The 13,669-nt window shown below is 57.3% G+C and carries 17 protein-coding genes; 14 read left to right on the top strand and 3 right to left on the bottom strand.

The window, feature by feature from the left end:
- Positions 1-41 precede the first annotated feature (41 nt).
- The 5 genes from AABB31_RS20875 to AABB31_RS20855 all read left to right on the top strand — a co-directional run bounded on the left by AABB31_RS20875 (position 42) and on the right by AABB31_RS20855 (position 4,085).
- Positions 42-497 (top strand): NUDIX hydrolase, encoded by a 456-nt coding sequence (locus tag AABB31_RS20875; RefSeq protein ID WP_342076324.1) that lies wholly within the window; start codon positions 42-44, stop codon positions 495-497.
- A gap of 263 nt (positions 498-760) precedes the next feature.
- Positions 761-1,942: an aspartate aminotransferase family protein gene (locus tag AABB31_RS20870; protein WP_342076325.1), complete on the top strand. Its 1,182-nt coding sequence runs from the start codon at positions 761-763 to the stop codon at positions 1,940-1,942.
- Positions 1,935-2,417 (top strand): GNAT family N-acetyltransferase, encoded by a 483-nt coding sequence (locus AABB31_RS20865; protein ID WP_342076326.1) that lies wholly within the window; start codon positions 1,935-1,937, stop codon positions 2,415-2,417. Before AABB31_RS20870 ends, AABB31_RS20865 begins: the two co-directional genes overlap by 8 nt.
- 39 nt (positions 2,418-2,456) lie before the next feature.
- Positions 2,457-3,362 carry an ornithine carbamoyltransferase gene (argF, locus tag AABB31_RS20860; RefSeq protein WP_342076327.1) on the top strand — a complete coding sequence of 302 codons (906 nt, stop codon included), beginning with the start codon at positions 2,457-2,459 and terminating at the stop codon, positions 3,360-3,362.
- A 309-nt stretch (positions 3,363-3,671) separates the two neighbouring features.
- Entirely contained in the window at positions 3,672-4,085 is a 414-nt protein-coding gene (locus AABB31_RS20855; protein WP_342076328.1) for a hypothetical protein, read from the top strand.
- 261 nt (positions 4,086-4,346) lie between these two features.
- Here the strand turns inward: AABB31_RS20855 and AABB31_RS20850 are convergent, their stop codons facing one another.
- Positions 4,347-5,150: an ABC transporter permease gene (locus AABB31_RS20850; RefSeq protein ID WP_373635268.1), complete on the bottom strand. Its 804-nt coding sequence runs from the start codon at positions 5,148-5,150 to the stop codon at positions 4,347-4,349.
- A gap of 270 nt (positions 5,151-5,420) precedes the next feature.
- Between AABB31_RS20850 and AABB31_RS20845 the strand changes: the two genes are divergently transcribed.
- The 5 genes from AABB31_RS20845 (at position 5,421) to AABB31_RS20825 (ending at position 8,037) form a co-directional block, all read left to right on the top strand.
- Positions 5,421-6,008 carry a GcrA family cell cycle regulator gene (locus tag AABB31_RS20845; protein ID WP_342076329.1) on the top strand — a complete coding sequence of 196 codons (588 nt, stop codon included), beginning with the start codon at positions 5,421-5,423 and terminating at the stop codon, positions 6,006-6,008.
- 133 nt (positions 6,009-6,141) lie between these two features.
- Entirely contained in the window at positions 6,142-6,459 is a 318-nt protein-coding gene (locus AABB31_RS20840) for a metalloregulator ArsR/SmtB family transcription factor (RefSeq protein WP_342076330.1), read from the top strand.
- Positions 6,459-6,896, top strand: coding sequence for an SRPBCC domain-containing protein (locus AABB31_RS20835; protein ID WP_373635267.1), 438 nt, complete (start codon positions 6,459-6,461; stop codon positions 6,894-6,896). Before AABB31_RS20840 ends, AABB31_RS20835 begins: the two co-directional genes overlap by 1 nt.
- A gap of 12 nt (positions 6,897-6,908) precedes the next feature.
- Positions 6,909-7,205, top strand: a complete 297-nt coding sequence (locus AABB31_RS20830) for a YciI family protein (RefSeq protein ID WP_373635266.1) — start codon at positions 6,909-6,911, stop codon at positions 7,203-7,205.
- 64 nt (positions 7,206-7,269) lie between these two features.
- Positions 7,270-8,037 carry an SDR family oxidoreductase gene (locus tag AABB31_RS20825; protein WP_342076333.1) on the top strand — a complete coding sequence of 256 codons (768 nt, stop codon included), beginning with the start codon at positions 7,270-7,272 and terminating at the stop codon, positions 8,035-8,037.
- Positions 8,038-8,647: 610 nt separating this feature from the next.
- Here the strand turns inward: AABB31_RS20825 and AABB31_RS20820 are convergent.
- Positions 8,648-9,730: an IS481 family transposase gene (locus AABB31_RS20820; RefSeq protein WP_342074941.1), complete on the bottom strand. Its 1,083-nt coding sequence runs from the start codon at positions 9,728-9,730 to the stop codon at positions 8,648-8,650.
- Between the two features lie 273 nt (positions 9,731-10,003).
- On the opposite strand from AABB31_RS20820, the gene AABB31_RS20815 reads away from it, so the two are divergent.
- From AABB31_RS20815 to AABB31_RS20805, 3 genes are all read left to right on the top strand, one after another.
- Positions 10,004-10,450 (top strand): hypothetical protein, encoded by a 447-nt coding sequence (locus AABB31_RS20815; protein ID WP_342076334.1) that lies wholly within the window; start codon positions 10,004-10,006, stop codon positions 10,448-10,450.
- Positions 10,451-10,532: 82 nt separating this feature from the next.
- Entirely contained in the window at positions 10,533-11,507 is a 975-nt protein-coding gene (locus AABB31_RS20810) for a hypothetical protein (RefSeq protein ID WP_342076335.1), read from the top strand.
- Between the two features lie 49 nt (positions 11,508-11,556).
- Positions 11,557-12,069 (top strand): hypothetical protein, encoded by a 513-nt coding sequence (locus tag AABB31_RS20805; RefSeq protein ID WP_342076336.1) that lies wholly within the window; start codon positions 11,557-11,559, stop codon positions 12,067-12,069.
- A gap of 50 nt (positions 12,070-12,119) precedes the next feature.
- Here AABB31_RS20805 and AABB31_RS20800 read toward each other — a convergent pair whose 3' ends face one another.
- A complete protein-coding gene (locus tag AABB31_RS20800; RefSeq protein WP_342076337.1) occupies positions 12,120-12,482 on the bottom strand; it encodes a hypothetical protein in 363 nt (120 codons plus the stop codon).
- Positions 12,483-12,580: 98 nt separating this feature from the next.
- Here AABB31_RS20800 and AABB31_RS20795 point away from each other — a divergent pair, with 98 nt between their 5' ends.
- The gene (locus tag AABB31_RS20795) at positions 12,581-13,663 is read left to right on the top strand and encodes an IS481 family transposase (protein WP_342074941.1); all 1,083 of its coding nucleotides are present in this window, start codon (positions 12,581-12,583) and stop codon (positions 13,661-13,663) included.
- The last annotated feature ends 6 nt before the right edge of the window (positions 13,664-13,669 follow it).

Genomic DNA, 13,669 nt, shown 5'->3' with positions numbered 1-13,669 from the left:
CTTGTTAATAAAACGAGGCAATTCTTTCGGTCATGTCAAACATGTTCCAAACCTTCTGGGCGGGCACGCTTCGCCCGCTTTTCCATCGCGACTCTGTCTTACAGGTCGCGGCCCTGTGCTGGCGCGCGGGTGATGACGGGATCGAGGTGTTGCTGATCAACAGTTCTGCGGGCCGCTGGATCTTGCCAAAGGGCTGGCCCATGGATGATCGCAGCGACGCCGAGGCCGCAAAGCAGGAGGCGTGGGAAGAAGCAGGCGTGAAAGACGGCGACCTGGTCGAACAGCCAATCGGGTCATTCCTGTCGACCAAGGAATTCAAGAATGGCGCCATCGTGCCATGCGAGACGAAAGTGTTCGAAATCGCGGTCACCGCGATGGTGTCGGATTTCCCGGAATCCGACAGACGACAGGTACGGTGGGTTACATTGGACACGGCCGCAAAAATGGTGTCGCAGGACGGGCTGGCCCGGCTGCTGCGTAATTTCCGCCCGACATAGCCCCCCCATGACAACGGGCAGGTTTTGGAAATACCGGTGCTCAACCGTTGGACGATAACCAATTGCGCCCTCAAAAATTGGGGGGTTCCGATCCTGGATCAGTCGCGTTATGCATGCCGCATGATGAATGCTGCGACATATGAAAGCCGACGCCGACGCTGAATGCGCCGTTTTCCGTCACCGTTCGTTATAACCCCCCAATATTGTTGACACCCCCCGTGCGGTTCTGCACCAATCGGGTGACTTTCCGAAGGATGATCACCATGATCCCATCTGTTTTGCCGACCTATTCACGTGCGCCGCTGAGTTTTTCATCAGGTGCCGGTTCCTGGCTGACAGAGGCGGATGGCCGACGCTTTCTGGATCTGGGCGCGGGGATCGCAGTGAATGCGCTTGGACACGCTCACCCCGCACTGGTTGAGGCGCTGACGACGCAGGCAGGCGCGCTGTGGCATGTGTCAAATCTGTATCATATCCCCGCCCAGCAAAAGCTGGCCGATCAACTTGTCGCGCAGACATTCGCCGACACAGTGTTCTTCACCAATTCCGGCACCGAGGCCTGCGAACTGGCGGTCAAGATGGCCCGCAAATACTGGTTCGACAAAGGTCAGCCTGACCGCACCGAGATCATCACCTTTGATGGCTCTTTTCACGGCAGATCCAGCGCCGGGATCGCCGCTGCCGGGTCCGAGAAAATGACCAAGGGTTTCGGCCCGCTTCTTGGCGGGTTCACCCATCTTGCCTTTGGGGATCACGAAGCGCTGCAAGAGGCGGCAAGCGACAAAATCGCGGCTATTCTGGTCGAACCCGTTCAGGGCGAAGGCGGCATCCGCCCCCTGCCCGATGCCTGCCTGAAAGGGCTGCGCGATCTTTGCGACACCCACGGTATCCTGTTGATCCTGGATGAGGTGCAATGCGGCATGGGCCGGACCGGCAGGCTGTTTGCGCATGAATGGGCCGGGATCACGCCGGATATCATGATGGTTGCCAAAGGCATTGGCGGCGGGTTTCCATTGGGTGCGGTCCTTGCGACGGCAGATGCTGCCTCTGGGATGACGGCAGGCACCCATGGGTCTACCTATGGCGGGAACCCCTTGGCCTGCGCTGTCGGTGCCAAGGTGATGGACATCGTCGCAGACGACGCGTTTCTGGCAGAGGTCAACCGCAAGGCCGGCCTGTTCCGCCAAAAACTGGAAGGCCTTGTCGCGGCCTATCCGGACGTGTTTGAAACCGTACGCGGCGCGGGGCTGATGCTGGGCCTGAAATGCAAGGCAACCAACAGCGATGTGGTTCAGGCCGGGTTTGACGCAGGGGTCCTGACCGTGCCTGCGGCTGACAATGTGGTCCGGCTGCTGCCTGCGCTGAATATCTCCGATGACGATATCGGCGCCGCGGTTGATCGGCTTGAGGCCGCCGCGCGCCAGGTTCAAGGGGCAAATGCGTAACTACGGCTTTCGCCCCATCACCGCAGACGACCTGCCCTTGCTCAGCAATTGGTTGAACCTGGCGCATGTCCGGGCGTGGTGGGGCGACGCGGACCGGCAGCTCGCACTGATAAAGCAAGATATGAACAATGATCAGATAGATATGCGGCTGGTTGAGTTGGTCGGCCGCCCCTTTGCCTACATTCACGACCATGATGTACATGCGTTCCAGATGCCGCATTTTGCGGATCTGCCGCCCGGCACAAGGGCCGTGGATACGTTTGTCGGGGATGTGGCCTATCAGGGCCAGGGGCATGCGGCCGGTTATATCGACGCGCGACTGCGGGACTTGCGGCTCAGCTATCCAATGGCTGCCGTGGCCCCATCGACGACTGACACGCGCACCATCGCGATCTACGCGCAGGCCGGATTTCGCAAAAGGCGACTGGCCTCGACCCGCGACGGCAAACTGGTGCAGGTGATGACCCATCTGTAAATTCTCTGGCCGGGACCGGCCCAACAAGAGCGATACACTATGAACCACTTTCTCGACATTGATCAGACCCCGGCGGCAGCGCTGCACCGGATCATCGGCACAGCCCAGGCCATGAAAGACGCGCGCAAGGGGCAGCCCAAGGGCATGCCAGATGCGGATCAGCCTTTGGCCGGTCACATGGTTGCACTGATCTTCGAAAAACCCTCGACCCGGACCCGCGTGTCATTTGACGTTGGGGTGCGCCAGATGGGTGGGCAAACGATGGTCCTGTCAGGCACGGATATGCAACTTGGCCATGGCGAGACCATCGCCGATACCGCCCGTGTGCTGTCACGATATGTCGATCTGATCATGATCCGGACGTTTGAGGAACAAACCCTGCTGGATATGGCTGAATACGCCACCGTACCCGTCATCAACGGGCTGACGAACCGGACCCATCCCTGCCAGATCATGGCAGATATCATGACCTTCGAGGAACATAACGGCCCCATCAAGGGCAAAAAAGTCGTGTGGTCGGGCGATGGCAACAATGTCTTTGCCAGCTTCGCCCACGCGGCCAAGCAATTCGATTTCGATCTGGTCTTCACCGGCCCGCCCCCGCTTGACCCCGAACCGGCGCTTGACGGGCTTTATACAATCACGCGCGACCCGCACGAGGCCGTTGTCGGCGCCGATCTGGTTGTGACCGATACCTGGGTGTCGATGCATGATCCCCAATCCGCCCGCGAAAGACGGCACAACCAGCTGCGCGGCTATCAGGTGAATGATGCGCTGATGGCGCAGGCGAATGATGACGCGCTGTTCATGCACTGCCTGCCCGCGCATCGCGACGATGAAGCCACAAGCAGCGTGATGGACGGCCCGCATTCCGTGATCTTTGATGAGGCCGAAAACAGGCTACATGCGCAAAAGGCGATCATGCGCTATTGCCTGGGAAAATAGAGGCGGCGCGGGCGAAAAGCGGGGTGCAGCGGCCGACGGCATGACCGACACGGCCGCCTTGGTGGCAGGGTTAACAGGCGCCTCGGCGCCGGGCGAGCCTGCCTGATCGGCATTTTGACAATGCGATCCCGGCGCAATCAGGCCTGCGCGTCGCCGCATCCCGTTCCGGGGCCGGATCGGCGGATTTGGGCTGAGCGGCGCGCGGTTTCAGGTTCGATACGCGCCATGCGGGAAAATCGCGCATTATTGTGGCAAACAAGCGACTTAGGTAGTCAAATTGAAGCCATCATCATAAGCTAACAGCGCCCTATGAACGAGGTTTACGAGTATCGCAGAGCGCCCAACCCATGGGTGATTCGGCTTTTTGGCATTGCACTTGTTCTGCTGACGACCCTTGTCGTTCTCACGCAGGCACATCACCTGATGAGCGTGATCTGGGGCCTGACAGCAGTTCTGGTTGTCTGCATGCTGTTGCCCAAGCCGATTTCCGGCATCCGGATTGACGATGATTATCTGGTGCTGGCCGCCTGGCGCAAACCACGCCCGATCCCGCTTGATCGTATCGCCTATCTGCTGGTGACAGATGTCAGCGCCGAAAGCCGCATCACAATTGTCTACAAGGACGGCCAGCAAGAGGCGACTTTTGCAGGCGATATGCCTGATATTGACGAATTGTCCGAGGTGATGGCCGAACGCGGCATTCCGCTGCGCGACAATTACTAGGGTCAGGACCCAGTAATTCCACGCCGCCAGCGCAGATTTCGCGAAATATCAGCGGTGTGGGACGCGCAGGCCATAGTTGTTCTACGGTCAAGCGGCCCACTCCGCTGAGATGAAGTGAAATCCGCGCCCGAAGGGTTTGGCTGATTTTGGCCGTGATCATCGTTGCATCCCCTTGAAATAGAACCACTATTACGGTGGGGCTGCGCCTCGTCACGACCAAAATCAGTAAAACTGGTGGCGTGGAATTAAGGGGTCCTGACCCTAGGATTTCAGCCGGTAACCGGTTTTCATCCAGCGCCAGCAGATGACAAGCACAAGAATACAAGCAGCACCCACAACCGCCAGACCAATCCACGGACTGCTGTCGCTCACCCCGATCATCCCATGCCGAACACCGTCGATGATATAGAAAAACGGGTTCGCATGGCTCAGCTTTTGCAAAAGGGGCGGCAGCGCATCAATGGAATAGAACGTTCCGGACAAAAACGCCAAAGGGGTCACCAGAAAGTTCGAAATCGCGGATAACTGGTCGAACTTGTTGGCAAATATCCCGGCGATCATGCCCAGCCCCCCCATCAACACAGAGCCCAGCAACACAAAGGTCATCACCCAAAGCGGCTGTTGCATCCCCACACCCAGAAACAACGCTGACCCGATCGCTATGACCAGCGCCACCAGAAACCCGCGCGCAACCGCACCCGCAACATAACCCGCAACAAGCTCTGTCGCGGACAGGGGCGGCATCAAGGTATCAACGATATTGCCCTGCACCTTGGCCGATGCAAGACTGGACGAGGTGTTTGCAAAGGCGTTCTGGATCACGGTCATCGTCAGGATGCCGGGTGCCAGAAACGTCATGAACGGGACACCCATGACGTCCCCGCGTTGCGGGCCGATAGCGATGGTGAAAATCATCAGAAACAAGCCCGCATTGATCAAGGGGGCCATGACCGTCTGCGACCACACATTCATGAACCGGCGCACTTCACGGCGCATCAATGTCCAGGTGCCCAGCCAATTCACCCGACCAAAGCGGCGGACCCCCATGCCTGTCTGTTCTGCCATCTCTCTGCCGGTCCTTGTTTGCATCCCCTGCCCCACATAACCCACACGGCCTGATTTGCCAGCAGGGATCAGCTGCATTTGCCATGGCATGCACCAGACCGGCGACAATGCCGATCCGGGCGCTGTCCCAAGCGCCTTTGGGCCATGGGGCGGAAATCGGGGGCTGCTGCCTTCACATCCCCGCGCGCAATGACTAATATGTCAGCTGACGAAATTGTTGGCCGGCGCGTTCCTGACGCCCAGCGGCCTTTCCGAACCGAAGGATCAGATATGTCTTGGACAGACGAGCGCGTCGAGACGCTCAAAAAGATGTGGGGCGAAGGCCAGTCAGCAAGTCAGATTGCCAAGGAACTGGGTGGGGTGACCCGCAATGCGGTCATCGGCAAAGTACACCGGCTTGGCCTGTCAAACCGGGCAGGCTCTGGCGGGGCCACCGCAAAAGCCGCGCCAAAGGAAAAACCGGCGGCGGCAGCCAAGCCAGCGCCAAAACCCACGCCCAAGGCCAAGCCAGCGCCTGTACCTGCAGTCAAGGAAGAACCGGAGCTGGACGAAAACGGGATCCCCATTTCCGCCGCGCGCCGGGCGATCATTCCAGCAGGTCAGCCCCTGCCGCCGCAACCATCCGCCAACGAGATCAGCCCCGAAGCGCTGGCCAAGGTGAATGAGGTGGAAAAAACTGCCAAAAAGATCAGCCTGATGGAATTGACCGAAAAAACCTGCAAATGGCCCGTCGGCGATCCCGCGACCGAGGATTTCTGGTTCTGTGGTCTGGCCGTAAAACAGGGCAAACCCTATTGCGAGGCCCATGTGGGCGTTGCGTTTCAGCCGATGTCATCCCGGCGGGACCGTCGCCGCTGATACCGTCATCGTAGGATGGATCTTGATCCATCTACGCCAAAGCCGCCCCTGCACCGGGCGGCTTTTTTATTCCGGGGTTGCTTTCATTTTGCACTTCTATTAATTAACAAAAATAGAAAATGAAAGTGTGCCGATGCAGGCCTTGCCTGAAACCTTTGCCGCCTTGGGTGACCCCACACGTTTTGCGATCGTGGAAAAGCTGCTGCGCGATGGCGAGTTGTCCGCAGGTACGCTCCACAAGGTCGCCGCCCTGTCCGCCCCGGCCATGTCCCGCCATCTCAAGGTGCTGCGCAACGCCGGGGTGATCCGCCAGCGGATCGACAAACAACGCAGGCTCTATGCGGTTGAACCGCAAGCCATCCACGCCATCAACGACTGGGCGATCAGTTACCGGGCATTCTGGACCAAAAGCCTGGACCGGCTTGACGCATCCTTGCGGGATGACAACTGATGGCAACGCTGCAGATGTCACGGATCTTCGCCGCGCCGCAGGCCAAGGTTTTTGCGCATTTGACGCAAACAGACTTTCTGTTGAACTGGTGGGGGCCCGAAGGCACCAGGATCCGTGCGCATGCTCTGAGCTTTGCCAAACCCGGCCCCTGGTCGGCCACGATGATCGGACCGCAGGGGGATGCAGCCATTGTCGGCGGCGAAGTGCGGCAGGTCCGCCCCCCTGATCTGGTCGAACTGACCCTCAGCTTTCAGCATGAAGATGGCCAACGGGGCCCTGAATCCATCATCAGTTTCAGCCTGACAACCACGGCCTCCGGCGACACCGAACTCACGCTGCGTCAATCCGGCCTCGACCCTGCACATATCGCCGATATGCGCGACAAGGGCTGGAACAGCGCGCTTGGACGGCTCGCAGAACTTTTGACACAACCCTAGAAAGGATCACCCATGCCACAATTCATTCTGACCTATGAGGGGGGCAGCCAGCCCAAAACGCCCGAAGAGGGCAAGGCACATATGGAACGCTATATGCAATGGATCGGCAGCCTCGATGCGGTTGTGGCGCAACAGCCATTGAAAGGCACCGAAGTCCTTGGCGACAAGGACATCACCACCATGATGGGCTACAGCATTATCAACGCCCCTGATATGGACGCCGCCCGCGAGATCGCAAAAGCCTGCCCTTTCCTGGAAATGGATAACAGCGCAATGCAACTCAGCGAATTGGCACAGATGCCCGGCTAGACCACTTGGAAAACCGCATGGAGGGACCATATCCACAGCAACACCGCTGCAAACGGAGACCTCCATGCCAAACATTGCCCTCATCACCGGCGCGTCCGCCGGCATTGGCCGCGAATTTGCCCGACTTCACGCCGCAAAGGGCGGCGACCTGATTATCACAGCACGCCGGGCGGACGCGCTCGATACACTCAAGTCAGAGCTTGAGGCAGCCCATCAAGTCAACGTCACAACGATCCCGCTTGATCTGGGCGCCACGGACGGGCCACAACGGCTCTATGAGGCAATCCAGGGCCAGCGCGTTGATATATTGATTAACAATGCCGGTTTCGGCGGCCACGGCAATTTTATCGACCGCCCGCTTGATGCCGACCTGGCCATGATCGACCTGAATGTGAAATCACTCGTGGCCCTGTGCCATCTGATCGGGCGGGACATGGCCGCCCGCGGTGGCGGCAAGATACTCAATGTCAGCTCGACCGCCAGCTACATGCCCGGTCCGCTTCAGGCGACCTATTTTGCAACCAAAGCGTTTGTGTCCAGTTTCTCGCAAGCCCTTGCCGAGGAACTCAAAGACAAAAACGTCACCGTCACCGCGCTCGAACCCGGCTATGTGGAAACGGAATTCGCAGCGACGGCCAATCTGGAGGGCACCAATCTGGTCAAATCCGGCGCCAGCCCCGCATCTGTTGCAAGTTTCGGTTATCAGGCGATGCGTCAGGGGAGTTTGCGCGCAATCAATGATCCCAAACTACGCTTCATGCTGAACTGGATGATCCCCTTGCTGCCACGAAAATCCGTGTTGGGCATGGTACGAAAGATGCAGGCAAAGTGATCCGCCGTTCTGACCGCGTAGCAAAAGCGCACCCGCTTAACCCGCAAATGCGGGCTCTCTCGTCAAAGTTTTTAGGACCAATAGCGGCGCAAACAAAGAAAGGGTTTGCTCACATCTTGATGGTTTGAGCCTGCGGGGTGCCGGGGGTGGGCCGTTGCCCGGCAGCGTCGGTGAAGCATAGGCTTACAACGGTTTGGCAGCGTTTCAAGGTCAAGCTTGAGAAAGAAGGACTGTTCGCACTAGGCCTGACGCTCAATGGATTGGGCCACACGGTAGCCACCACACTTCGCGAAGCTGGGCTCGCTGAACGCCGCATCGCTGACCTTCCAGGACAGATGGCACCATTCTTGGCGCGGTATTATTCACGATCCGCAAATCCTGGCCGAAAAGAACCGCAAAATCACGGCGGTATTGGAAAAAGCGAACGAAAGCCGCGCGACGATTGTCAAACCTTCGCCCAAAAGCAACAAAGCTGACCTAAACAAAGATCAGCCATGAGCGGAAAACAAAATCATATCAGCTTGTTAAGTGATGCCCGGGGGCGGGATTTAACTGTACATAAATATCAATATATTAGCTGTAAAACTTCAGACTTGATCTGACGGACATCTCAGCTTGCGACGCTGAGAACGGGTTGCGCACTGTCCGATTGGTCGTGCGTTTTGATCGTCTTCTCGACAGCGATGTGTAGCGTTTCGCGGAAGGTCTGCATAGGTGTTTTGCCATAGCAGTGACGTCCCGAATGTGGCCGCTGTTCGTTGTACTTTGCCAGCCACGCATCCAGATCGGCCTGCAACTCTTCGACTGACCGATACAGTTTCTTGCGGAATGCGATGTCGTAGAACTCATCCTTGATGGTGCGATGGAACCGCTCGCAGATGCCGTTTGTTTGCGGAGAATTGGCCTTGGTTCGGGTGTGGTCCACGTCCTCGACGGCCAGATAAAGCTGGTAGGCGTGGTTCTCGACCTTGCCACAGTATTCCGTGCCCCGGTCTGTCAGGACGCGCAGCAGGCTGATCTCATGCTCTGCAAAGAACGGGATCACGCGGTCGTTCAGCAAGTCGGCCGCGGTGATTGCCGTCTTTTCAGTGTAGAGCTTGCAGATCGCCACGCGGGCATAGGTATCGACAAAGGTCTGTTGATAAATGCGTCCGACGCCCTTCATTGTGCCCACATAATAGGTGTCCTGGCTGCCCAGATAGCCAGGGTGGTGGCTCTCGATCTCGCCATGGGCTTCTTTCTTGGCCTTGGCTTTTTCCAGCGCGGCCAACTGATCCTCGGTGAGCAAGATACCCTCTTGGGCGGCACGGGCCTCCAGGGCCTTGAGGCGCTTTTTCATGGTTTCCAGATCATTACGCAGCCAGATCGACCGGACGCCCGACGATGACACCATGATGCCTTTCTGCTGCAGCTCCCACGACGCCCGTTTCTGACCCAGAGCCGGGTTGTCGATGGCCAGTTCGATGACCGCCTTCTCGACATGTTCTGGCACGCGGTTTTTCATCACCGGCTTGCGGCGGCTGAGATCCATCAGGGCTTCTTCGCCACCCTGATCGTAAAGTTCTCTGAACCGGTAAAAGCTGTCCCGCGAATAACCCATCACTTTGCAGGCCTGCGACACGCTTCCGAGCTGTTTGGCCAGTTCCAACAGCCCCAGCTTCGGCTTGATGATCTTCTCTTGAATACTTGTCATTGATCGACACTCCTTGATTGCGCTCCAGAAGAGCAGAAATGTCAGATCAAGTCGTGTGTTTTACATATTAGCTTAAAATGGGACACTGCGGGACACCACTTTTAGGCCCAAATTGTCCCACTCCTGACCCACAGATGTCGCGTGGCATCAAATAGCAAAAAATTGTGATTTTTGCCGTGCTCTTTCTTATCTCGGCACGGCTGACTTGTCATCCCCATGTCACGCACTCGTCGGCGCTTTGACAACTTGGTTTGCTACGGTCTTATTGGCCGCATGATGAAATCACGTGTTCTGGCTTCGATCCTATGTGTTACCGCTGCTGCGCTGGGTGTGGTGGTATGGACAGGTCCGTCCGAAATCAGGCACTATTCAGCCGACGAACTTTCAGAATTGACATGCGAAGAACTTGGGGAACGGCACGAAGACGTAATCATTGCCTACCATGATGCTGAGATCGCCCACAAAAGGCGGACGGGTGCGTTCCATGATGATCTTGGTTTGCCGTCCGAAGACGTTGTGCCCTATCCCGTTTTGATGAAGAGGTTCATGCGCGACAACAACATCAATGACGCGGACATTGCGGCAAGCTCATCGTCAGCGCGTCTGCAAGATACGGATTTCTACTATAGGATTTCGGGCATCTGTGCGGCAAATCCGTCGTGGCAAGCCGTTGATGCGATGCGGCAAGCTGCAATCGAACTTGGTTTGTTGGATGGCTAGACCAGCCCGCAAGGACTGCAACACTTAGGTCATCACAAAGTTGGCCTGATAAGATAACTTTTTGGACGGAAGGGACATTGATTTGAAACGAACCCTGGGGGCTTTCTTTGCCACGTGCGGCATCCTTTTCGGGACCATAGCGCAAGCGGGTTGTCCTGCGGGACAGGAAGCTTTCACGTCTTGCCAAATCGAAGGGCGGAGCACCGAGGTCTTTCTCTGCTTTGACGATGCGGTTGCAACTTATCACTACGGACCGATTGGTGAAACGCCAGACCTGACCATATCAGAGACGATTGCACAAGTGGACTATGAGCCATGGAATGGTTTGGGCACGGCGATCAGTGAGACCATCACGTTCTACAACGGCGAGTTCAGCTATGAGGTCGGCGACGGATTTGAACGGCCCTTTTCTGAGGAAGAAATGGAACTTGGTCCGCGACGCTTCGGCTGGATCGACGTGGCCCAGAACGGGCAAAGCCTCAGCAGGCTTGAATGTATCCCCGACACCGTGGGCTATGGGTTTGGCGGTGGGATTCATGATGTAAAAGTCGCGGAAGGCTTTGACTGGGACGACAATTCCAAAACTTGGGTGGGGAATGTCGCAGCCCAAACCCCGGCCCTGTATCCCGACCCCAATGGCGGGTGCTTGGTGGGCCCCGAATTTATGCTGGGCGGTGTCGGGATGGCGGACCGAGTGGCAACGCTGCATAAACTTGGATCACCCGAAGCTAGTGGCGTGGTCTTACCCGATGGTCGCGAGATTGACCGTGTGACGGCAGATGGCCTGGACATTGATGTCCTTGATGGCCTCGTGGTTCGGATGACCTCCATAAACCCGATGTGGGACATGCCGTCGGGGCTGCGCGTCGGCCTGACACGGGGCGAAGTCATCGCGATCCTGGGAGATGTGCCTGGCGGTGCTTCGCCTGACGTGGGTGACTTCAACATCCCCGTCTGCACCGAAGCACCACGAGACTTTGCAAATTGGGAGGCGATGATTTCCTTTGGGCCCGACAAGCGTGTGGAGAGCATTCAGTTTGTCAGTATTTCGCCGTAACTTCGGACCTGCGGTATCTGTAGGCCGAACTGATCCAAGGATGTACTTGATGCAATTTAACAAAAAGGTTGTGACCTCCATCGTGCTGGGGCCTTGGGCCAGCACAGCCACCGCTGATTGTGCACCTGCGTCCGATCCATTCACGTTTTGCGACATCGCAGGCAGGAACACGGTTTTGCGGGTGTGCTTTGATGATTTCAACTTGACCTATAGCTATGGGGTGCCGGGGGAAACGCCGCAGCTTTTTCTTTCTGAACCGATTGCGGACGCGGACTATCATCCCTGGGACGCACCTGCTCCGACATCGGGTTCGATCACATTTCGCAGTGGCGACTATGCCTACGAGGTGGCCAGTCTGTTTGTGACCCAGCCGTTCGACGACGGCATTCCGTCTGTGACGCACTTCGGGTGGATCACGGTGACGCGCAATGGCGAAGTTGTTGATAAACTGGAGTGCCGACCGGAACCCGCAAGGTACACGTATGGCGGTTCACTTTATGAGCGGATGACCGCGATGGGGATGGTCTGGAAGGGCTACGGGCGTGGTTGGACGGTTGAGTGACAAGCCGGGTAGCGCCTTATTGTGGTGGCTCATTTAGTGGTCCTTTCGCCTCATTTGGTCCGATAACGCTCCCAAGCGGCCAAGGCGACGCACATCATGATCGCGGCACCATACATGCGCAGGAATGGCCACTCTCCCCTCTCTGGCAACAGTAGAAACGTTGGAACTGTGATGATGGTCAGCGACGTGATCAGCGCGTAGGGGAGTGAGATCGCCCGAAAGACAAAGACCATCGCAAGACCATAAATGCTGAGGCCGAGCCAGTAATCGTACCCCAGGATTCCATAGGCGACACCTCTGGGCCGCCCCCACAGGCCCACGGCCATTTCCCCGATGGCAGCAATCACCAGCGAGAAGAGCGCCCCGAAGGCCAAGGCAAAAAATATTGTCTTCGGAACAAGAAAGCGTTTCACAGGATTGCAGGTCCCACGTTGCTATTCTTCAGATGTAAAACACACGACTTGATCTGACATTTCTGCTCTTCTGGAGCGCAATCAAGGAGTGTCGATCAATGACAAGTATTCAAGAGAAGATCATCAAGCCGAAGCTGGGGCTGTTGGAACTGGCCAAACAGCTCGGAAGCGTGTCGCAGGCCTGCAAAGTGATGGGTTATTCGCGGGACAGCTTTTACCGGTTCAGAGAACTTTACGATCAGGGTGGCGAAGAAGCCCTGATGGATCTCAGCCGCCGCAAGCCGGTGATGAAAAACCGCGTGCCAGAACATGTCGAGAAGGCGGTCATCGAACTGGCCATCGACAACCCGGCTCTGGGTCAGAAACGGGCGTCGTGGGAGCTGCAGCAGAAAGGCATCATGGTGTCATCGTCGGGCGTCCGGTCGATCTGGCTGCGTAATGATCTGGAAACCATGAAAAAGCGCCTCAAGGCCCTGGAGGCCCGTGCCGCCCAAGAGGGTATCTTGCTCACCGAGGATCAGTTGGCCGCGCTGGAAAAAGCCAAGGCCAAGAAAGAAGCCCATGGCGAGATCGAGAGCCACCACCCTGGCTATCTGGGCAGCCAGGACACCTATTATGTGGGCACAATGAAGGGCGTCGGACGCATTTATCAACAGACCTTTGTCGATACCTATGCCCGCGTGGCGATCTGCAAGCTCTACACTGAAAAGACGGCAATCACCGCGGCCGACTTGCTGAACGACCGCGTGATCCCGTTCTTTGCAGAGCATGAGATCAGCCTGCTGCGCGTCCTGACAGACCGGGGCACGGAATACTGTGGCAAGGTCGAGAACCACGCCTACCAGCTTTATCTGGCCGTCGAGGACGTGGACCACACCCGAACCAAGGCCAATTCTCCGCAAACAAACGGCATCTGCGAGCGGTTCCATCGCACCATCAAGGATGAGTTCTACGACATCGCATTCCGCAAGAAACTGTATCGGTCAGTCGAAGAGTTGCAGGCCGATCTGGATGCGTGGCTGGCAAAGTACAACGAACAGCGGCCACATTCGGGACGTCACTGCTATGGCAAAACACCTATGCAGACCTTCCGCGAAACGCTACACATCGCTGTCGAGAAGACGATCAAAACGCACGACCAATCGGACAGTGCGCAACCCGTTCTCAGCGTCGCAAGCTGAGATGTC

The sequence above is a fragment of the Yoonia sp. SS1-5 genome (assembly GCF_038443705.2).
Lineage (GTDB): Bacteria > Pseudomonadota > Alphaproteobacteria > Rhodobacterales > Rhodobacteraceae > Yoonia > Yoonia rhodophyticola.
This window is presented reverse-complemented; position numbering and strand designations above follow the sequence as displayed.